Here is a 21,321-nt window from a genome sequence, read left to right on the forward strand (position 1 = left end):
TCTCTCTAGCGCGACGCGCTGAAATCAATACGGTTTACGGGCGTGCGACAAAAAGGTGCAGCGTTCGCACAAGCCCAAAAAACGCGATTCTAACAGACGCAAGGTGTAAACCATGAGTGTCTGGCTATCGCTTCTCTCTATAAGGTGTGGGTATTTTCACCCGATTCAATGGCTTGGGTGGCGCTGGCGGCAAGCAAGTGCGATTGCGGGTTTCGTTTTTGCCGATGCTGTGGTATAAAATGCGCCGCTTTCCGGGGATACCCCGCAAAGCTTAAATCCACACACGTGTCGACACGATGACCTGGGTGCCGGAGGCCTTGAAGCCGCTGGTTGGTCATTGGGATACGTGGAGGCCAAACCCGACTTATTAAGGAACTATCATGTCCCAAGTCAACATGCGCGATATGCTGAAGGCCGGTGTGCACTTCGGTCACCAGACCCGTTACTGGAACCCGAAAATGGGTAAATACATTTTCGGCGCGCGTAACAAGATCCACATTATCAACCTTGAAAAAACCCTGCCAATGTTCAACGAAGCTCTGACTTTCGTAGAGCGCCTGGCTCAGGGCAAAAACAAGATTCTGTTCGTCGGCACCAAGCGTTCCGCTGGCAAGATCGTTGCTGAAGAAGCAGCACGTTGCGGTTCGCCGTACGTCGATCACCGCTGGTTGGGCGGCATGCTGACCAACTTCAAAACCATCCGTGCTTCCATCAAGCGTCTGCGTGACCTTGAAGTGCAAGCCGAAGACGGTACTTTCGCCAAGCTGACCAAGAAAGAAGCGCTGATGCGCTCCCGTGACCTGGAAAAGCTCGATCGTTCCCTGGGTGGTATCAAGGACATGGGCGGTCTGCCTGACGCACTGTTCGTTATCGACGTTGATCACGAGCGCATCGCGATCACCGAAGCCAACAAGCTGGGTATCCCGGTTATCGGCGTAGTCGATACCAACAGCAGCCCGGAAGGCGTTGACTACATCATCCCAGGCAACGATGACGCAATCCGCGCTATCCAGCTGTACATGGGTTCGATGGCTGACGCTGTAATCCGTGGCCGCAACAATGTTGGCGGCGGCACCGTAGAGTTCGCTGCTGAAGAAGCACCGGTCGCTGCAGCTGAGTAATTGACGCCCTGGCGTTGACTCAGTAAGCAAAAAGGGGGCTTGGCCCCCTTTTTGCCACCTCGAAAACCATTTGTGAGCGGCACAGCTACAGCATCTGTAACGTGCAGCGGTTAACAAGGGTGGTTCGGGAAGAATTGAACGCCCGTACAAGTCGGGTGGAATGGTTGAAAACCTATCCAAGAGGAATTTGAAAATGGCAGCAATTACTGCAGCGTTGGTTAAAGAACTGCGTGAGCGTACTGGCGAAGGCATGATGGATTGCAAGAAAGCCCTGGAAAAGGCTGACGGCGACATCGAAAAAGCCATTGATGACATGCGTGCTTCGGGCGCGATCAAGGCTGCCAAGAAAGCAGGCAACGTCGCTGCTGAAGGCGCTATCGCTCTGAAGGAAGACGGTAAATCTGCCGTTCTGCTGGAAGTGAACTCGCAGACCGACTTCCTGGCTCTGCAGGACGACTTCAAGGCATTTGTTGCTGCTAGCGTTGAAAAAGCGTTCGCCGACAAACTGACTGACGCCGCTCCGCTGATCGCCGCTCAAGAAGCTGATCGTCTGGTACTGGTCGGCAAGGTTGGCGAAAACGTCAACATCCGTCGTCTGGTGCGCGTTGAAGGTGATGTTGTCGGTGGTTACCTGCACGGCAACAAGATCGGTGTTGCAGTTGTCCTCAAGGGCGGCAACGTTGAACTGGCCAAAGACATCGCTATGCACGTAGCGGCCAGCAACCCTGAGTTCCTGCTGCCTTCGGAAGTTTCTGCCGAAGCGATCGAGCGCGAAAAAGCTGTGTTCCTGCAGCTGAACGAAGAAAAAATCAAAGGCAAGCCAGAAAACATTGTTGAGAACATGGTCAAAGGCCGTATCAGCAAGTTCCTGGCCGAAGCAAGCCTGGTTGAGCAGGCGTTCGTCAAGAACCCTGAAATCAAGGTTGGCGAGCTGGCCAAGAAAGCCGGTGCTGAAATCGTTTCCTTCACCTACTTCAAAGTAGGCGACGGCATCGAGAAGCCGGTCGACAACTTCGCTGAAGAAGTTGCTGCCCAGCTGGCTGCCGCTAAGCAATAAGACAGTTTTCAACTGTCGCCCAAGAGAGGCTGCCCGCTCACGCGCGCAGCCTCTTTTCAAATGGGATGCTCAATTTTATTTGGCTTCCCTTTGGAACTGGCTTACAAAGCCGTGTTCCGATGGCGCTGTGACAGCGTCCAGCTAGAGTGAACGCAAGCCGTAAACGGCTCGCCAAGAATTTTTTAAAAATACGCCGCAGGAGAGATTCGCAATGGCTCAGCAGGGCAGTGGTTATCAGGCTCGCTATAAACGCATTCTACTCAAGCTTAGCGGCGAGGCCCTGATGGGCTCGGAAGAGTTCGGGATCGATCCCAAGGTGCTTGACCGCATGGCGCTGGAAGTCGGCCAACTGGTCGGTATCGGCGTCCAGGTCGGCTTGGTGATCGGTGGTGGCAACCTGTTCCGTGGCGCCGCGCTCAGTGCTGCTGGCATGGATCGGGTCACTGGCGACCACATGGGCATGCTGGCCACTGTGATGAACGCCCTGGCCATGCGCGACGCCCTGGAGCGTGCCAACATCTCGGCCATCGTGATGTCGGCCATTTCCATGGTGGGTGTGACCGATCATTATGATCGGCGCAAAGCCATGCGCCACCTGAATGCCAAAGAGGTGGTGATTTTTGCCGCCGGTACCGGCAACCCGTTCTTCACCACCGACTCGGCTGCCTGCCTGCGTGCCATCGAAATTGATGCCGACGTAGTGCTCAAGGCCACCAAGGTCGATGGTGTCTACACTGCCGATCCATTCAAAGACCCGCATGCCGAGAAGTTCGATCATCTGACTTATGATGAAGTGCTGGATCGCAAGCTGGGTGTGATGGACCTGACGGCAATCTGCCTGTGCCGCGACCATAAGATGCCGCTGCGCGTATTTAACATGAACAAGCCCGGCGCCCTGCTGAATATCGTACACGGCGGCGCAGAAGGGACTCTGATCGAGGAAGGCCAACAATGATCAATGAAATCAAGAAAGACGCCCAAGCGCGTATGCAAAAATCCCTGGAGTCTCTGAACCACGCGTTTGGCCAGATTCGTACCGGCAAGGCCCACCCAAGCATCCTGGGCAGCGTGATGGTGCCTTACTACGGCTCCGACACCCCGCTGAGCGGCGTGGCCAACGTGACCGTAAAAGACTCGCGCACCCTGCAGGTCGTGGCCTTCGAGCGCAACATGCTCGCTGCTGTCGACAAGGCTATCCAGAGCGCTGGCCTGAACCTCAACCCGACCAACCTGGGTGAGTTGCTGCTGATCTCCATGCCGGCCCTGACCGAAGAAACCCGCAAGGGCTTCACCAAGCAGGCGCGCAGCGCAGCTGAAGATGCTCGCGTTGCCGTGCGCAACATCCGTCGCGATGCCTTGGGTGACCTGAAGAAACTGGTCAAGGACAAAGAAATCAGCGAAGACGAAGAACGTCGTGCCATCGCCGATATCGATAAGTTGACCAAGGAATCCGAGGCCCTGATCACCAAGGCCACGGAAGAGAAAGAAAAGGACCTGATGGCCGTATAAGGGGTCAGGACGCCTTCATGGAAAAGACCAAGCAGACTGTGCCCTCTGTGGTGCCGCGCCATGTCGCGATCATCATGGATGGGAATAATCGCTGGGCGAAAAAACGCTTTATGCCGGGTGTCGCCGGGCATAAAGCGGGTGTCGATGCGGTACGGGCCGTGATCGAGGTGTGTGCCGAGGCCAAGGTCGAGGTGTTGACCTTGTTTGCCTTCTCCAGTGAAAACTGGCAGCGCCCGGCCGAAGAGGTCAGCGCCTTGATGGACCTGTTCTTCAAGGCCTTGCGTCGTGAGGCCAAGCGCCTGAACGACAACAATATCAGCCTGCGTATCATCGGCGATCGCTCGCGGTTCCATCCGGAACTGCAGACGGCCATGCGTGAGGCCGAGGCTATCTCTGCTGGCAGCAACCGCTTCGTCCTGCAAATCGCCGCCAACTATGGCGGACAGTGGGACATTGCTCAGGCTGCGCAGCGCCTGGCGCGTGAAGTACAGGCCGGTCATCTGCGGCCGGAAGACATCACGCCCGAGTTGTTGCAAACCTGTCTGGTGACCGGCGACCTGCCGTTGCCGGACCTGTGCATCCGTACCGGTGGCGAGCACCGCATCAGCAACTTCCTGTTGTGGCAGTTGGCCTATACCGAATTGTACTTCTCCGACCTGTTCTGGCCGGACTTCAAACACGATGCCATGCGTAATGCGCTGGCCGATTTCGCTTCCCGTCAGCGTCGCTTCGGTAAAACGAGCGAGCAGATCGAAGCTGGAGCCCGGGTTTAATGCTTAAACAACGAATCATCACGGCACTGATCCTGCTGCCGATCGCCCTGTGCGGGTTTTTCCTGCTCGAAGGCGCAGGCTTTGCGCTGTTCATTGGTTTGGTCGTGACCCTGGGCGCTTGGGAATGGGCGCGCCTGGCAGGGTTTGCCGAACAACTGCCGCGGGTGGTGTACGCCGCCGTTGTCGCGTTGTTGCTGTTCCTGATGTACATCCTGCCGGATGTCGCACCCTGGGTGCTCGGGGCAGCGGTGCTGTGGTGGGCGTTGGCGACATTCCTCGTATTGACCTATCCGCGGACCAGCAGCAAGTGGTCCAGCGTCGCCTGCAAGCTGGTGATCGGCCTGCTGATCCTGCTGCCGGCCTGGCAGGGCCTGGTCTATATCAAGCATATGGCCCTGGGCAACTGGTTGATCATGGCGGTGATGGTCCTGGTCTGGGGCGCGGATGTCGGTGCGTACTTCTCCGGCCGTGCCTTTGGCAAGCGTAAGCTGGCCCCGGCGGTCAGCCCCGGCAAGAGCTGGGAAGGGGTATACGGCGGACTGGCCTTGACGTTGTTGATTACCCTGGTTGTTGGCGTTATGCGTGATTGGGGGGGCAAACAAATCCTCCTGGCCCTGATGGGCGCGGCGGTGGTCGTACTGATCTCGGTGGTCGGCGACCTGACCGAAAGCATGTTCAAGCGCCAGGCGGGCATCAAGGACAGCAGTAACCTGCTGCCGGGCCATGGCGGTGTGCTGGACCGCATCGACAGCCTGACGGCGGCGATCCCAGTGTTTGCCGTATTGTTGTGGATGGCCGCTTCGTGAGCCGCCTGCAGCAGGTCACCGTGCTGGGGGCAACCGGCTCGGTCGGATTGAGCACGCTGGATGTGATTGCCCGTCACCCTGAGCGCTACCAGGTATTTGCCCTGACCGGCTTCAGTCGCTTGAGCGAGCTGTTGGCGCTGTGCGTGCGGCACCGGCCGCAGTTCGCAGTGGTGCCGGACGGGACCGCTGCCCGTGGTTTGCAGGACGATCTGCGGGCTGCGGGCCTGTCGACCCAGGTGTTGGTTGGCGAGGAGGGCTTGTGCCAGGTGTCCGCTGCCTCTGAAGTGGATACCGTGGTCGCTGCTATTGTCGGCGCCGCGGGTTTGCGTCCAACCCTTGCAGCGGTGGATGCTGGCAAAAAGATCCTGTTGGCCAATAAAGAAGCGCTGGTCATGTCCGGCGCGCTGTTTATGCAGGCCGTGCGCAAGAGCGCAGCGGTACTGTTACCGCTGGACAGCGAACATAACGCGATTTTTCAGTGCATGCCGGGCGATTTTGCCCGCGGCCTGAGCCAGGTCGGCGTACGGCGTATCCTGCTGACAGCCTCTGGCGGCCCGTTCCGGCAGACGCCGCTGGCCGAGCTGGAGCACGTCTCTCCCGATCAGGCTTGCGCTCATCCCAATTGGTCGATGGGGCGCAAGATCTCGGTGGATTCGGCCAGCATGATGAACAAGGGCCTGGAACTGATCGAAGCCTGCTGGTTGTTTGATGCTCGCGCCGATCAGGTCGAAGTGGTGATTCATCCGCAAAGTGTGATTCATTCCCTGGTCGACTACGTGGATGGCTCGGTGCTGGCCCAGTTGGGCAACCCGGACATGCGCACGCCGATTGCCAATGCCCTGGCATGGCCAGAGCGGATTGACTCGGGTGTGGCGCCCCTGGACCTGTTTGCCATTGCCCGCCTGGATTTCGAAGCACCGGATGATCAGCGCTTCCCTTGCCTGCGCCTGGCACGTGAGGCGGCAGAGGCGGGCAACAGCGCTCCGGCGATGCTCAATGCGGCGAATGAGGTCGCGGTTGCTGCGTTTCTTGATCGGCGCATCCGCTTTCCACAGATCGCGAGTATCATCGAGGAAATTTTGAGCCTTGAGCCGGTGGTTGCCGTGAATGATTTGGGCGCCGTGTTCGAGGCGGATGCCAAGGCCCGGGTCTTGGCCGAGCAATGGTTGAAACGCCACGCAGGTTAGTCGGCAGGCGCGGGATTGGAATGCGGAGAGATTAGATGAGTGCGCTCTACATGATTATCGGCACCCTGGTTGCTCTGGGTGTGCTGGTCACTTTCCACGAATTCGGTCATTTCTGGGTGGCGCGCCGTTGTGGCGTCAAAGTCCTGCGCTTTTCCGTGGGTTTTGGCATGCCGCTGCTGCGCTGGCACGACCGCAAGGGCACCGAATTCGTGATTGCCGCCATTCCCCTGGGTGGCTACGTCAAGATGCTCGACGAGCGCGAAGGCGAAGTGCCGGCTGATCAGTTGGATCAATCTTTCAATCGCAAGACCGTTCGTCAGCGGATCGCTATCGTGGCTGCCGGCCCGATCGCCAACTTCCTGCTGGCCATGGTGTTCTTCTGGGTCCTGGCAATGCTGGGCAGCCAGCAAGTGCGGCCGGTCATCGGTGCGGTGGAGGCGGGCAGCATCGCCGCCAAGGCCGGTTTGAGCGCCGGGCAGGAAATTGTTGCTATTGATGGCGAGCCTACTACAGGCTGGGGGGCGGTCAATCTGCAGCTGGTTCGCCGCCTGGGTGAGAGCGGCACCGTACAACTGGTAGTGCGCGAGCAGGACTCCACGGCCGAGACACCGCGCGAGCTGGTCCTGGACAAGTGGCTCAAGGGCGCTGATGAGCCTGATCCGATCAAGTCCCTCGGCATTCGTCCATGGCGCCCGGCACTGCCGCCGGTGTTGGCTGAGCTCGATCCGAAGGGGCCGGCCCAGGCGGCCGGCCTGAAGACCGGTGATCGTTTGCTGGCCCTGGATGGTCAGGTGCTGGGTGACTGGCAGCAAGTGGTCGATCTGGTTCGTGTACGTCCTGATACGAAAATTGTGCTGAAAGTTGAGCGTGACGGTGCTCAAATCGACGTCCCTGTTACCCTCGCGGTGCGTGGAGAGGCCAAGGCAGCCGGCGGATACCTGGGTGCCGGGGTCAAAGGTGTCGAATGGCCGCCATCGATGGTGCGGGAGGTCAGCTTCGGGCCGTTGGCTGCAATTGGCGAAGGTGCAAGACGCACTTGGACCATGAGTGTGCTGACCCTCGATTCGCTGAAGAAAATGTTGTTCGGCGAGCTCTCGGTAAAAAACTTGAGTGGACCGATAACCATTGCTAAAGTGGCGGGCGCTTCTGCCCAGTCGGGCGTTGCTGATTTCCTGAATTTCCTGGCTTATCTGAGTATTAGCCTAGGAGTTCTGAATTTGTTGCCCATTCCAGTATTGGATGGGGGGCATCTGTTGTTTTATCTCGTCGAGTGGGTGCGTGGTCGCCCCTTGTCGGATCGGGTGCAGGGTTGGGGGATACAGATCGGTATCAGTTTGGTGGTCGGGGTGATGTTGTTAGCCTTGGTCAACGATCTGGGACGTCTGTAACGCTTCGCTGAATTGCGAATCTGCCGCATTTTGCGGCAGTTTGTTTATTGCCAGTTGGAATAAGAAAGGACTTCATGAAACGTCTGCTGCTAACTGCGGTTCTCACCGTATTGATGATCGCCGAAGTTCACGCCGAGTCCTTCACCATCTCCGATATTCGCGTCAACGGCCTCCAGCGGGTTTCCGCGGGTAGCGTCTTTGGCGCCTTGCCGTTGAACGTTGGGGAACAGGCTGACGACCGTCGCCTGGTGGAATCCACTCGTGCGCTGTTCAAAACCGGCTTCTTTCAAGATATCCAACTGGGTCGTGAAGGCAACGTCCTGGTCATCACTGTCGTCGAGCGGCCTTCTGTCGCCAGTATCGAGATCGAAGGCAACAAGGCGATCTCCACTGAAGACTTGATGAAGGGTCTCAAACAGTCCGGCCTGGCCGAAGGCGAGATCTTCCAGCGTGCCACCCTCGAAGGCGTGCGTAACGAGCTGCAACGTCAATACGTTGCCCAGGGCCGTTACTCCGCTTCCGTGGAAACCGAAGTGGTGCCGCAGCCGCGCAACCGTGTCGGCCTGAAGGTCAACATCAACGAAGGCACTGTGGCGGCGATCCAGCACATCAACGTGGTGGGTAACACCAAGTTCGCCGACGACGACCTGATCGACCTGTTCGAACTCAAGACCACCAACTGGCTGTCGTTCTTCAAGAACGACGACAAGTACGCCCGTGAAAAACTCTCCGGTGACCTGGAGCGCCTGCGTTCCTACTACCTGGACCGTGGCTATATCAACATGGATATCGCCTCGACCCAGGTGTCCATCACCCCGGACAAGAAACACGTGTACATCACCGTCAACGTCAACGAAGGCGAGAAGTACCGCGTTCGTGACGTGAAGCTCAGCGGCGACCTGAAAGTGCCTGAAGACCAGGTCAAGTCCCTGCTGCTGGTCCAGAAGGACCAGGTGTTCTCGCGCAAGCTGATGACCACGACTTCCGAGCTGATCACCCGTCGCCTGGGTAACGAAGGCTATACCTTCGCCAACGTCAACGGCGTGCCGACCCCCCACGATGATGACCACACTGTGGACATCACCTTTGTCGTCGATCCAGGCAAGCGTGCCTACGTCAACCGCATCAACTTCCGTGGCAACACCAAGTCCGAGGACGAAGTGCTGCGTCGTGAAATGCGTCAGATGGAAGGTGGCTGGGCTTCGACCTACCTGATCGACCAGTCCAAGACCCGTCTTGAGCGCCTGGGCTTCTTCAAGGAAGTCAACGTCGAAACCCCGGCCGTACCGGGTGTGGATGACCAGGTCGACGTGAACTACGCCGTGGAAGAACAAGCCTCCGGCTCGATCACCGCCAGTGTCGGTTTTGCACAGAGTGCAGGCCTGATCCTTGGTGGCTCGATCACCCAGAACAACTTCCTGGGTACTGGTAACAAGGTTTCCATCGGCCTGACCCGCAGTGAATACCAGAGCCGCTACAACTTCGGTTATGTGGACCCCTACTGGACTGCTGATGGTGTGAGCCTGGGCTACAACGCTTTCTACCGCACCACCGACTACAAAGACCTCGACGTCGACGTTGCAAGCTATGCGATCGACAGCCTGGGTGCCGGTGTCAACGTGGGCTACCCGATCAGTGAGACTTCGCGTCTGACCTTCGGCCTGACCGCGCAGCAGGATGAGATCAAGACCGGTGTCTACACCGTGGACGAAATCTTCGACTTCACCCGCCGCGAAGGTGACAAGTTCCTCAACTTCAAGGCCTCGGCCGGTTGGTCCGAGTCCACCCTGAACAAAGGCGTGCTGGCGACCCGTGGTCATTCCCAGAGCCTGACCCTGGAAGCCACCACCCCTGGTAGCGACCTGTCGTTCTTCAAACTCGACTACCGTGGCCAGTTGTTCACGCCGTTGAGCGATAACTACACCATGCGCCTGCACACGGAACTGGGCTATGGTGATGGCTACGGTTCGACCGATGGCCTGCCGTTCTACGAGAACTACTACGCCGGTGGTTTCAACTCGGTACGTGGCTTCAAGGACAGCACCCTGGGTCCACGTGGTACGCCAAGCCGTGGTGTTGCCGAAACCGGTAACGTCGGCACCGTGCGTGACTCGGACAATGATCCGCTGCCATTCGGTGGTAACGTGCTGATTCAAGGTGGTGCGGAAATTCTGTTCCCGCTGCCGTTCGTCAAGGACCAGCGTTCCCTGCGGACCTCGGTCTTCTGGGATGTGGGTAACGTATTCGACTCCAAGTGCGAGCAGATCCGTAACCCAAGCGGCTTGAAGTCCAACACCCAGTGCAACGACGTCAGCCTGAGCAATCTGGCCAGTTCCGTGGGTGTGGGTGTGACCTGGATTACTGCCCTGGGTCCTCTGAGCTTCGCCTTGGCGATGCCAGTCAAGAAACCGGATAACGCTGAAACCCAGATTTTCCAATTTTCCCTCGGCCAGACGTTCTAAGCGTCCGACCCAAGATAACGACAACGGATTCTGTAGGAGTGCATCGTGCGTAAGTTGACTCAATTGGTTCTTCTGGCAACTGTGCTGGTAGCGACCCCGGCGTTTGCCGAAATGAAAATCGCCGTCCTGAACTATCAGATGGCTCTGCTGGAATCCGATGCGGCCAAGAAGTACGCCGTGGATGCCGAGAAGAAATTTGGTCCGCAACTGACCAAGCTCAAGACCCTGGAAAGCAGCGCCAAGGGCATCCAGGATCGTCTGGTCGCCGGTGGCGATAAAATGCAGCAAGGCGAGCGCGAGCGTCTGGAGCTTGAATTCAAGCAAAAGGCCCGTGACTATCAGTTCCAGTCCAAGGAACTGAACGAAGCCAAGGCTGTTGCTGACCGTGAAATGCTCAAGCAACTGAAGCCAAAACTCGACAGCGCCGTGGAAGCAGTCATCAAGAAAGGTGCCTTCGACCTGGTCTTCGAGCGTGGCGCCGTGATTGACGTCAAACCTCAATACGACATCACCCGCCAGGTGATCGAGCGCATGAACCAGCTGAAGTAAGCCATGACCGCGACTATCAAACTCGGTCAATTGGCCGAGTTCCTGGGGGCTACCTTGAGTGGCTCCCCGGAGAAGGAAATCACTGGGCTAGCCACCTTGCAGGAGGCTGGCCCAGCTCAGTTGAGCTTCCTTGCAAATCCCCAATACCGTAAATACCTGGGCGACAGCCAAGCCGCAGCCGTATTGCTGAAGGCCGCTGACGCCGAGACGTTTGCCGGGAGTGCGCTGGTGGTGGCTGACCCTTACGCGGCTTACGCGCGGGTGTCGCACCTGTTCGATCCGAAACCCAAAGCGGCTCCTGGTATCCATCCTTCTGCTGTCATCGCCGATGATGCTCAGGTAGATCCTGCGGCGAGCATCGGGGCTTTTGTGGTGATCGAGAGTGGTGCGCGCATTGGCGCCGGTGTGACTGTCGGCGCTCATTGCTTTATCGGTGCCCGCAGTGAAATCGCTGCAGGTGGCTGGCTCGCGCCGCGCGTGACCCTGTACCACGATGTGCGTATCGGGCAGCGAGTGGTGATTCAGTCGGGTGCCGTGATCGGCGGCGAAGGCTTTGGCTTCGCCAACGAGAAGGGCATCTGGCAGAAGATCGCCCAGGTCGGCGGTGTGCTGATCGGTGATGATGTGGAGATTGGCGTCAACACTGCCGTCGATCGCGGGGCCCTGGCCGATACCGTGATTGGCAATGGTGTGAAGCTGGACAACCAGATCCAGATCGCCCACAACGTACAGATTGGCGATCACACGGCCATGGCCGCGTGTGTCGGCATCTCTGGCAGCACCAAGATCGGCAAGCATTGCATGCTGGCCGGCGGTGTTGGGTTGGTGGGCCATATTGAAATCTGCGACAACGTATTCATTACCGGCATGACCATGGTGACCCATTCGATTACCGAGCCAGGGGCCTACTCTTCCGGTACAGCGATGCAACCCGCGGCCGAGTGGCGCAAGAGCGCGGCCCGTTTAAGGCAGCTCGACGACATGGCGCGGCGCCTGAAACATCTGGAAAAGCGTGTTGGGGACGTGACCCCTGGCAGTAATGTTTCATCAGATGGCTGATACCATTTCCATATCAAGTGTGCACAGCAGCTAGACTGCCTTCTTGATTTGCTAGAGGGGCGTGCCTTAGTCCGCGCGCTCCCAATCTTTATTACAGGCTTCCCCCCGAAATGATGGACATCAACGAGATTCGCGAATACCTGCCTCACCGTTACCCGTTCCTGCTGGTGGACCGTGTAGTGGAACTGAATGTTGAGGAAAAGCGCATTCGTGCCTACAAGAATGTCAGCATCAACGAACCATTCTTCAACGGTCACTTTCCCGCGCATCCGATCATGCCGGGCGTGTTGATCATTGAGGCAATGGCCCAGGCCGCTGGTATCCTCGGTTTTAAAATGCTCGACCTCAAGCCTGCCGATGGCACGCTTTACTATTTCGTGGGCTCCGACAAGCTGCGCTTCCGCAACCCGGTCACCCCAGGTGACCAGTTGATCCTGGAAGCCAAGTTCGTGAGCTGCAAGCGCCAGATCTGGAAGTTCGAATGCCAGGCCTCTGTTGACGGCAAGCCTGTGTGTTCCGCCGAAATTATCTGTGCGGAACGCAAACTATGAGTTTGATTGACCCTCGCGCAATCATCGATCCGACGGCCGTGCTGGCCGCCGACGTTGAGGTCGGCCCCTGGTCGATCATCGGCGCAGGTGTGGAAATCGGCGAGGGGACTGTCATCGGGCCGCACGTGATCCTCAAGGGTCCGACCCGCATTGGCAAACACAACCGCATCTACCAGTTCTCCTCGGTAGGCGAAGATACGCCGGACATGAAGTACAAGGGTGAGGAAACCCGCCTGGTAATCGGTGATCACAACATCATTCGTGAAGGCGTGACCATTCATCGTGGCACAGTGCAGGATCGGGCGGAAACGACCCTGGGTGATCACAATCTGGTGATGGCCTACGCCCATATCGGTCACGACAGTGTGATCGGCAACCACTGCATCCTCGTCAATAACACTGCGCTGGCCGGCCATGTGCACGTTGACGACTGGGCGATTCTTTCCGGTTTCACCCTGGTGCATCAGTACTGTCATATTGGTGCCCATAGCTTTTCCGGCATGGGTACCGCTATTGGCAAGGATGTGCCGGCGTTCGTCACGGTTTTTGGCAACCCTGCCGAAGCCCGCAGCATGAACTTCGAAGGCATGCGCCGGCGTGGTTTCAGCGAAGATGCCATCCACGCCCTGCGCCGCGCTTACAAAGTGGTGTATCGCCAGGGGCTGACGGTTGACCAGGCGTTGGCCGAGCTGGCCGAGCCGGCGGCGCTGTTTCCAGAAGTTGCCATCTTCCGCGATTCGATCCAGGCATCGACTCGCGGCATCACCCGCTGATCATGGCCACGCTGCGTATTGCATTGGTGGCCGGAGAAGCTTCCGGCGATATCCTCGGCGCTGGCCTGATGCGCGCCATCAAGGCGCAGCATCCAGCCGTTGAATTCATTGGGGTCGGCGGCCCGCTGATGCAGGCCGAAGGCCTGACTTCCTACTTTCCCATGGAGCGTTTGTCGGTCATGGGGCTGGTGGAAGTGCTGGGGCGCCTGCGCGAGCTGCTGGCTCGGCGCAAACTGCTGATCCAGACCCTGATCGCAGAAAAACCGGACGTCTTTATCGGTATCGACGCACCGGACTTCACCCTCAATATCGAACTCAAACTGCGTCAGGCCGGGATCAAGACCGTGCATTACGTCAGCCCGTCCGTATGGGCGTGGCGGCAGAAGCGTGTGCTGAAGATCCGCGAAGGCTGCGACCTGATGCTGACCCTGCTGCCTTTCGAGGCGCGGTTCTACGAAGAGAAGGGCGTGCCGGTCAGGTTTGTCGGCCACACCCTTGCCGATACCATCCCGCTGCAGGCTGATCGCGCCGCCGCCCGCGCCGAGTTGGGCCTGCCCGAGGGGCCGCTGGTGGCGTTGATGCCCGGTAGCCGTGGCGGTGAAGTCGGGCGCCTGGGCGCACTGTTTTTCGATGCGGCCGAGCGTCTGCTGGCCTTGAAGCCCGGGGTGCGGTTTGTACTGCCGTGCGCCAGCCCGCAACGGCGTGCACAGATCGAGGCCTTGCTGGTAGGACGTGACCTGCCGTTGACCCTGCTCGACGGTGGTTCGCACCTTGCCCTGGCGGCCTGTGATGCGGTGTTGATCGCCTCCGGTACTGCCACGCTGGAGGCTTTGCTCTACAAGCGGCCGATGGTTGTGGCCTATCGCCTGGCGCCGCTGACCTACTGGATTCTCAAGCGCATGGTCAAAAGCCCCTACATCTCCTTGCCCAACCTGCTGGCCCAGCGGTTGCTGGTGCCGGAGTTGCTGCAGGACGCTGCTACCCCCGAGGCTTTGGCCCAGACCATTCTGCCGTTGATCGACGGTGGCGAAGAGCAAACCCGTGGCTTTGACGAAATTCACCGTACCTTGCGCCGTGATGCGTCGAACCAGGCCGCAGACGCCGTGTTGACCTTGATCGGCCGCCAGCAGGAAACCCTATGAAGACGCAAATGGGCCTGGATTTCAGCCTGGTCGCCCAAACCCACGAACTGGTCGCCGGTGTCGATGAAGTAGGGCGCGGCCCGTTGTGCGGCGCAGTGGTCACGGCGGCGGTGATTCTTGATCCGAATCGTCCGATCCTCGGTCTCAACGACTCGAAGAAGCTCACCGAAGCCCGTCGTGAAAAGCTTTTTGATGAAATTTGCGAAAAAGCCCTCAGCTGGCATATCGCCCGGGCCGAAGTCGAAGAAATCGACGAACTGAACATCCTGCATGCCACGATGCTGGCCATGCAGCGCGCCGTCGAGGGTCTGCACATCACCCCCAAGCTGGCGATGATCGACGGCAATCGCTGCCCGAAGCTGGCGATGCCGGCCGAGGCGGTGGTCAAGGGTGACAGTAAGGTGCCGGCAATTGCCGCCGCCTCCATCCTGGCCAAGGTCAGTCGTGACCGTGAGATGGCGGCGTTCGAATTGATCTATCCGGGCTATGGCATTGGTGGCCATAAAGGCTACCCGACGCCCGTTCATCTGGAAGCCCTGGCCCGATTGGGCCCGACGCCGATCCACCGCCGCTCGTTTGCCCCGGTACGCCAGGCTTATGAGGTGCGCGAAAGCCTGGTCGAGCTTTAGGCGCAGGCTGATGTTTTACTCAAGGCCCGGTACAATCCGGGCCTTGTTGTTTTCACACGTATCTAGACAGGATCACTATGCCGGCTTCATTCGTTCACCTGCGCCTGCACACTGAATACTCCCTGGTCGACGGCCTGGTACGGATCAAACCGCTGGTCAAAACCCTGGTGGGCATGAATATGCCGGCCGTGGCGGTGACCGACCAGAACAACATGTGCTCCCTGGTCAAGTTCTACAAGAGCGCCATGGGCGCCGGCATCAAGCCGATCTGCGGCGCCGACTTGTGGCTGTCCAATAAAGACCCCGATAACGCCTTGAGTCGCATCAGCCTGTTGGCGATGAACGGCGTGGGTTATCGCAACCTGACTGAACTGATTTCCCGCGGTTTTATCGACGGCCAGCGCAACGGCTCGATCATCATCGAGCGCGAATGGGTAGCCGAGGCCAGCGAAGGGCTGATCATGCTGTCGGCTGCCAAGGAAGGAGAGGTCGGCCTCGCCTTGCTGGGCGGCAATCCCCAGGAGGCAGAAGTGCTCGCCCGGGAGTGGATGGCGGTGTTCCCTGACCGCTTCTACCTGGAAGTTCAGCGCACCAATCGCCCCAACGACGAAGAGCACCTGCACGCTGCCGTGGCCCTGGCCGAAAAGCTGGGTGCGCCGCTGGTCGCCACCAACGATGTGCGTTTTATCAAGAAGGAAGACTTCGAGGCCCACGAAACCCGCGTGTGTATCGGCGAAGGCCGGGCGCTGGACGATCCGCGTCGCTCGAAGAACTACAGCGAAGAGCAGTACCTCAAAAGCGCCGAGGAAATGGCTGAGCTGTTCAGCGATTTGCCCGAGGCCCTGGAAAACTCCGTCGAAATTGCCAAGCGCTGCAATATCGAAGTGAAGCTGGGCAAACACTTTTTGCCCAACTTCCCGATTCCCGATGGCATGACCATCGACGAGTATTTCCGCAAGGTGTCGTTCGATGGTCTGGAAGAGCGTCTTTCCGTCCTGCTGCCCAAGGACACCACCGAAGACTACGAGGCCAAGCGCCAGGTGTATGTCGACCGGCTGAACTTCGAGCTGGATATCATTATCCAGATGGGGTTCCCCGGTTACTTCCTGATCGTAATGGACTTTATCCAGTGGGCCAAAAGCAACGGCGTGCCGGTGGGCCCTGGCCGGGGGTCGGGTGCCGGCTCGCTGGTGGCTTATGTGCAGAAGATCACCGACCTTGACCCGCTGGAATATGACCTGCTGTTCGAACGGTTCCTGAACCCGGAACGGGTATCGATGCCCGACTTCGACGTCGACTTCTGCATGGATGGTCGCGACCGGGTCATCGAATATGTGGCCGAAAAATATGGCCGTAACGCTGTAAGCCAGATCATCACCTTTGGTTCCATGGCGGCCAAGGCGGTAATTCGCGACGTGGCGCGGGTACAGGGCAAGTCCTACGGTCTGGCGGATCGTCTGTCGAAGATGATCCCCTTTGAAGTCGGCATGACCCTGGAAAAGGCCTACGAGCAGGAAGAAATCCTGCGCGACTTCATCAAGGTCGATGAAGAAGCCGCCGAAATCTGGGACATGGCGCGCAAGCTCGAAGGCGTGGTGCGTAACGTTGGTAAGCACGCCGGTGGCGTGGTAATCGCGCCGACCAAGCTGACAGACTTTTCGCCGATCTATTGCGACGAAGAAGGCGATGGCCTGGTAACCCAGTTCGACAAGGATGACGTGGAGGCGGCCGGCCTGGTGAAGTTCGACTTCCTCGGCCTGCGTACCCTGACGATCATCGACTGGGCGCTCAAGACCATCAACCGTGAGCGCGCCAAGGTGGATGAAGCGCCGCTGGATATCGCTTTTATCCCACTGGACGACAAACCCACCTACGCGCTGCTGCAAAAAGCCGAAACCACTGCGGTGTTCCAGCTTGAATCCCGCGGCATGAAGGAGCTGATCAAAAAGCTCAAGCCCGACTGCCTGGAAGACTTGATCGCACTGGTGGCCCTGTTCCGTCCGGGCCCGCTGCAATCGGGCATGGTGGACGACTTTATCAACCGTAAGCACGGGCGCGCCGAACTGGCTTACCCGCACTCCGACTACCAGTACGAAGGCCTCAAGCCGGTACTGGCACCGACCTACGGCATCATCCTGTATCAGGAACAGGTGATGCAGATCGCCCAGGTCATGGCCGGCTACACCCTTGGCGGTGCGGACATGCTGCGCCGGGCCATGGGTAAGAAAAAACCCGAGGAAATGGCCAAGCAGCGCGGCGGCTTCATTGAGGGTTGCGCCACCAACAATATCGACGCCGACCTGGCCGGTAACATCTTTGACCTGGTGGAAAAGTTCGCCGGTTATGGTTTCAACAAATCCCACTCCGCCGCCTACGGCCTGGTGTCATACCAGACTGCCTGGCTGAAGGCCCACTACCCGGCGCCGTTCATGGCGGCGGTGCTGTCGGCGGATATGCACAACACCGACAAGGTCGTGACCTTGATCGAAGAAGTGCGGACCATGAAGCTGCGCCTCGACGCGCCGGACGTGAACGCCTCGGAGTTCAAGTTCACGGTGAACGACGAAGGTCGCATCATCTATGGCCTGGGCGCGATCAAGGGCGTGGGCGAAGGCCCGGTTGAGGCGATTACCGAGGCGCGCCAGGACGGTCCGTTCAAGGACCTGTTCGACTTCTGCGCCCGGGTCGACCTCAAGCGCATCAACAAACGTACCCTCGATGGCCTGATCCGCAGCGGCGCACTTGACCGTCTTGGTCCGTACTTCCATGACGAGTCGAAGGCCTACCAGGCCAATATCGACCGTAACCGCGCGGTACTGCTGACCGCCATGGAAGAAGCGATCAAGGCCGCTGAACAAACCGCCCGCACCCATGACAGTGGGCATGCCGACCTGTTTGGCGGGTTGTTCGTCGAAGAAGATGCCGATGTGTACGCTAACCACCGCAAGGCCAAGGAGCTGACCCTCAAGGAACGCCTCAAGGGTGAAAAAGACACCCTGGGCCTGTACCTCACCGGCCACCCGATTGACGAATATGAGGGCGAAATCCGGCGTTTTGCCCGCCAGCGCATCATCGACCTGAAACCGGCGCGCGATACCCAGACCGTGGCCGGGATGATCATTGCCCTGCGGGTAATGAAGAACAAAAAGGGCGACAAGATGGGTTTCATCACCCTCGACGACCGCTCCGGGCGTATCGAAGCGTCGCTGTTTGCCGATGCGTTCCATTCCGCGCAGTCGCTGTTGCAGACCGACGCGATGGTGGTGGTGGAGGGCGAGGTCAGCAACGATGACTTCTCCGGCGGCCTGCGCCTGCGGATCAAACGCGTAATGAGCATGGAAGATGCCCGCACCAACCTGGCCGAAAGCCTGCGCCTGAAGGTGAAAACCGAAGCGCTCAAGGGCGATCAGCTACGCTGGCTGGGGGATCTGCTCAAGCGTCACCGTGGTGCGTGCCCGGTGACTATGGAGTACACCGGCAGCGATGCCAAGGCGATGTTGCAGTTTGGCGAGACGTGGCGAATTGACCCGGCTGATGGCTTGATTCAAGCATTGCGTGACCAGTTCGGGCGTGACAACGTCTTCCTCCAATACCGTTGACGGTCAGGGCTGCCCTTGTACCCCTGACCTCGACTCGACATTTAATCTCGACCTTGACGCGCCTCTCCCTTAAGGTAGGGCGCGAATAGACAACCGGCTGGCCAGGCACTCCCTGGCCGTCGACCCAAGACGGACGCTTATGAACCCGAATTTTCTTGATTTCGAACAGCCGATCGCTGACCTGCAAGCCAAGATCGAAGAGCTGCGCCTGGTCGGCAATGACAATTCGCTGAATATCGGCGATGAAATCTCCCGCCTGCAAGACAAGAGCAAGACGCTCACCGAAGACATCTTCGGCAAGCTGACCAGTTGGCAGATCGCGCGCCTGGCCCGCCACCCGCGCCGTCCGTACACCCTGGACTACATCGACCACATCTTCACCGAATTCGACGAGCTGCATGGCGACCGCCACTTCTCCGATGACGCGGCGATTGTCGGCGGCATTGCTCGCCTGGATGACCAGCCAGTGATGGTGATCGGTCACCAGAAAGGCCGTGAAGTGCGTGAGAAAGTGCGTCGCAACTTCGGCATGCCGCGTCCGGAAGGCTACCGCAAGGCCTGCCGCCTGATGGAAATGGCTGAACGTTTCAAAATGCCGATCCTGACTTTTATCGACACCCCTGGCGCCTACCCAGGCATCGACGCTGAAGAGCGCAACCAGAGCGAAGCGATTGCCTGGAACCTGCGCGTGATGGCGCGTCTGAAAACCCCGATCATCGCTACCGTGATCGGTGAAGGCGGTTCCGGTGGTGCGCTGGCCATTGGCGTCTGCGACCAACTGAACATGCTGCAATACTCCACCTATGCGGTGATCTCGCCGGAAGGCTGCGCCTCGATCCTGTGGAAAACCGCAGAAAAGGCCCCGGATGCTGCCGAAGCCATGGGGATCACCGCTGATCGCCTGAAAGGCCTGGGTATCGTCGACAAAGTGATTGCCGAACCCCTGGGCGGCGCCCACCGCGACCCGGCGGCCGCATCGGCCACCATCCGCGCCGAACTCTGCGCGCAGTTGGACATGCTCAAGAAATTCGACAACGAGGCGCTGCTGGCCCGTCGTTACGAGCGCCTGATGAGCTACGGTCTCTAAGCTACTGCATTACCCTGTGGGAGCGGGCTTGCCCGCGATAGCAATGTGTCAGTGCCAGATGGGTTGACTGGTACACCGCTGTCGCGGGCAAGCCCGTTCCCACATTGGCGTTGTATATGCTTGGCTAACGTATTCCAGTTTTGCGGCGGTAACGTGCGATGAAACCAACTCTAACCGCCAAACTCCTGCAAACCCTGGCCCCCTGGCGCGACGCCCCGGCCTGGCAGATCGCCTACTCCGGCGGACTCGACTCCACGGTTCTGCTGCACCTCCTTGCCGATCTGGCAAAAACCCAATCCTTGCCGCCACTGCAGGCTATCCATGTTCACCACGGCCTCCAGGTTGCGGCCGACGCGTGGCCAGCCCATTGCCAGGCGGTCTGTGATGCCGCCGGTGTGCCGCTGCGGGTCATGCGTGTGCAGGTGCCATCGGGTGCAAGCCTGGAGCGTGCGGCCCGTGACGCGCGCTACCAGGCGTTCGCCGAGGCAATCGGCCCAGGTGAGTTGCTACTCACTGGCCAGCACCGTGACGATCAGGCCGAGACCTTGCTGTTTCGCCTGCTGCGGGGCGCGGGAGTGCGGGGCCTCACCGGCATGCCCGCCCAGCGATCTTTGGGTGGGGGGCACCTGATGCGGCCGCTGCTGGAGGTGTCGCGAGCCGAACTGGAAACTTACGCCCGCGAGCAGCAGTTGAGCTGGATCGAAGACCCCTCCAACGGCGACCCACGCTTTTCCCGGAATTACCTGCGCCATCATGTGTTTCCCGTACTTACGGCGCGCTGGCCCCAGGCCGTGAATAGCCTGGCCCGTACTGCCGGGCATCTGGCGCAGGCCCAGGAGCTGCTCGATGAGTTGGCGCAACTGGATATGCAGGCCGCTCAACTGCCGTCGGCGTTTCCCTGGCTGGCGCTGCCATCGTTGGCACTTGCGCCACTGCGCGATCTTTCCGACGCTCGGCAGCGCAACGTCCTGCGCTATTGGCTGGCGCCGTTGACGGCGATGCCCGACAGCGAACATTGGGTTGGTTGGAGCGCCTTGCGCGATGCCAAGGAGGACGCGCAGCCGGTGTGGCGTTTGGCTGACGGCCAATTGCAGCGTTGCAACGATCGTATCTGGTGGATACCTACCAATTGGTCAGAGTTTTCCGACAGTCCTTTGAGCTGGTCGCACCCGCAAAACCCACTACAGTTACCTGGCAACGGGCAGTTGTATTTCAGCGGGCATGCCCCTGAAGGCCCTTTGAGCATCCGCTACCGCCAGGGCGGTGAAGTCATGGACGTGCCCGGCCGTGGCCGGCGCGACCTCAAGCGTCTGCTCAACGAAACGGCTGTACCGGGCTTTATCCGTGGCAGATTGCCGCTGCTGTACCAGGGCAGCCGTCTGGTGGCCGTGGCCAACCTGGCAGGGGCCTCGACAGGGCAGGGGGATGACTGGCAATTACATTGGGCGCCACCAACCTGCGATCAAGGTTTGAGCTGATAGCGCCTTTCCGGTAGACTACGCTCCCTTCTTGATACAACTTCTGTGGATTCTCCTGAAACACAGTTGTTGCCGATTACCAAGCAGTCTTTGCTGGGCGATTCCAAAAAATGTGTAGCGATCAACGTACCGGTGTTCCATTGCTGGTCTG

At 59.1% G+C, this 21,321-nt stretch carries 18 protein-coding genes; all 18 read left to right on the forward strand.

All coding sequences use genetic code 11. The annotated features are described in order from the left end of the window. Positions 1 to 380 precede the first annotated feature (380 nt). The 18 genes from rpsB to tilS all read left to right on the forward strand — a co-directional run bounded on the left by rpsB (position 381) and on the right by tilS (position 21,170). The gene (gene rpsB, locus K1X80_RS06880; RefSeq protein WP_029297291.1) at positions 381 to 1,121 is read left to right on the forward strand and encodes a 30S ribosomal protein S2; all 741 of its coding nucleotides are present in this window, start codon (positions 381 to 383) and stop codon (positions 1,119 to 1,121) included. A 193-nt stretch (positions 1,122 to 1,314) separates the two neighbouring features. After that, complete coding sequence (gene tsf, locus K1X80_RS06885) at positions 1,315 to 2,178, forward strand: translation elongation factor Ts (protein WP_003172264.1); 864 nt, start codon at positions 1,315 to 1,317, stop codon at positions 2,176 to 2,178. A 211-nt stretch (positions 2,179 to 2,389) separates the two neighbouring features. Further along, the gene (gene pyrH / locus K1X80_RS06890) at positions 2,390 to 3,133 is read left to right on the forward strand and encodes a UMP kinase (RefSeq protein ID WP_003172271.1); all 744 of its coding nucleotides are present in this window, start codon (positions 2,390 to 2,392) and stop codon (positions 3,131 to 3,133) included. Then, a complete protein-coding gene (frr, locus tag K1X80_RS06895; RefSeq protein WP_057439907.1) occupies positions 3,130 to 3,687 on the forward strand; it encodes a ribosome recycling factor in 558 nt (185 codons plus the stop codon). Before pyrH ends, frr begins: the two co-directional genes overlap by 4 nt. A gap of 17 nt (positions 3,688 to 3,704) precedes the next feature. Continuing rightward, on the forward strand, positions 3,705 to 4,460 hold the full coding sequence (gene uppS, locus K1X80_RS06900; protein WP_220172750.1) for a polyprenyl diphosphate synthase: 756 nt from the start codon (positions 3,705 to 3,707) through the stop codon (positions 4,458 to 4,460). Then, positions 4,460 to 5,266: a phosphatidate cytidylyltransferase gene (locus K1X80_RS06905; protein ID WP_220172751.1), complete on the forward strand. Its 807-nt coding sequence runs from the start codon at positions 4,460 to 4,462 to the stop codon at positions 5,264 to 5,266. Before uppS ends, K1X80_RS06905 begins: the two co-directional genes overlap by 1 nt. Beyond that, on the forward strand, positions 5,263 to 6,453 hold the full coding sequence (gene ispC, locus K1X80_RS06910; RefSeq protein WP_057958695.1) for a 1-deoxy-D-xylulose-5-phosphate reductoisomerase: 1,191 nt from the start codon (positions 5,263 to 5,265) through the stop codon (positions 6,451 to 6,453). Before K1X80_RS06905 ends, ispC begins: the two co-directional genes overlap by 4 nt. A gap of 35 nt (positions 6,454 to 6,488) precedes the next feature. Beyond that, complete coding sequence (rseP, locus tag K1X80_RS06915; protein WP_057958696.1) at positions 6,489 to 7,841, forward strand: sigma E protease regulator RseP; 1,353 nt, start codon at positions 6,489 to 6,491, stop codon at positions 7,839 to 7,841. Between the two features lie 74 nt (positions 7,842 to 7,915). Next, entirely contained in the window at positions 7,916 to 10,303 is a 2,388-nt protein-coding gene (gene bamA / locus K1X80_RS06920; protein WP_057958697.1) for an outer membrane protein assembly factor BamA, read from the forward strand. A gap of 45 nt (positions 10,304 to 10,348) precedes the next feature. Then, positions 10,349 to 10,852, forward strand: a complete 504-nt coding sequence (locus K1X80_RS06925; protein WP_057958698.1) for an OmpH family outer membrane protein — start codon at positions 10,349 to 10,351, stop codon at positions 10,850 to 10,852. 3 nt (positions 10,853 to 10,855) lie between these two features. Further along, complete coding sequence (gene lpxD, locus K1X80_RS06930; RefSeq protein WP_057958699.1) at positions 10,856 to 11,911, forward strand: UDP-3-O-(3-hydroxymyristoyl)glucosamine N-acyltransferase; 1,056 nt, start codon at positions 10,856 to 10,858, stop codon at positions 11,909 to 11,911. A 110-nt stretch (positions 11,912 to 12,021) separates the two neighbouring features. Further along, positions 12,022 to 12,462: a 3-hydroxyacyl-ACP dehydratase FabZ gene (fabZ, locus tag K1X80_RS06935; protein WP_029297270.1), complete on the forward strand. Its 441-nt coding sequence runs from the start codon at positions 12,022 to 12,024 to the stop codon at positions 12,460 to 12,462. Continuing rightward, positions 12,459 to 13,235, forward strand: coding sequence for an acyl-ACP--UDP-N-acetylglucosamine O-acyltransferase (gene lpxA / locus K1X80_RS06940; protein ID WP_032858160.1), 777 nt, complete (start codon positions 12,459 to 12,461; stop codon positions 13,233 to 13,235). Before fabZ ends, lpxA begins: the two co-directional genes overlap by 4 nt. Before the next feature lie 2 nt (positions 13,236 to 13,237). Then, on the forward strand, positions 13,238 to 14,377 hold the full coding sequence (gene lpxB, locus K1X80_RS06945; RefSeq protein ID WP_128593468.1) for a lipid-A-disaccharide synthase: 1,140 nt from the start codon (positions 13,238 to 13,240) through the stop codon (positions 14,375 to 14,377). Further along, positions 14,374 to 15,006: a ribonuclease HII gene (gene rnhB / locus K1X80_RS06950; protein WP_057439893.1), complete on the forward strand. Its 633-nt coding sequence runs from the start codon at positions 14,374 to 14,376 to the stop codon at positions 15,004 to 15,006. The genes lpxB and rnhB overlap by 4 nt, the downstream gene beginning before the upstream one ends. A 77-nt stretch (positions 15,007 to 15,083) precedes the next feature. Beyond that, the gene (gene dnaE / locus K1X80_RS06955) at positions 15,084 to 18,605 is read left to right on the forward strand and encodes a DNA polymerase III subunit alpha (RefSeq protein ID WP_057958701.1); all 3,522 of its coding nucleotides are present in this window, start codon (positions 15,084 to 15,086) and stop codon (positions 18,603 to 18,605) included. Between the two features lie 139 nt (positions 18,606 to 18,744). Continuing rightward, on the forward strand, positions 18,745 to 19,692 hold the full coding sequence (locus K1X80_RS06960) for an acetyl-CoA carboxylase carboxyltransferase subunit alpha (protein WP_029297260.1): 948 nt from the start codon (positions 18,745 to 18,747) through the stop codon (positions 19,690 to 19,692). Positions 19,693 to 19,850: 158 nt separating this feature from the next. Further along, complete coding sequence (gene tilS / locus K1X80_RS06965; RefSeq protein ID WP_057958702.1) at positions 19,851 to 21,170, forward strand: tRNA lysidine(34) synthetase TilS; 1,320 nt, start codon at positions 19,851 to 19,853, stop codon at positions 21,168 to 21,170. The last annotated feature ends 151 nt before the right edge of the window (positions 21,171 to 21,321 follow it).

This window comes from Pseudomonas sp. So3.2b (assembly GCF_019464415.1).
Taxonomy (GTDB): domain Bacteria; phylum Pseudomonadota; class Gammaproteobacteria; order Pseudomonadales; family Pseudomonadaceae; genus Aquipseudomonas; species Aquipseudomonas shahriarae.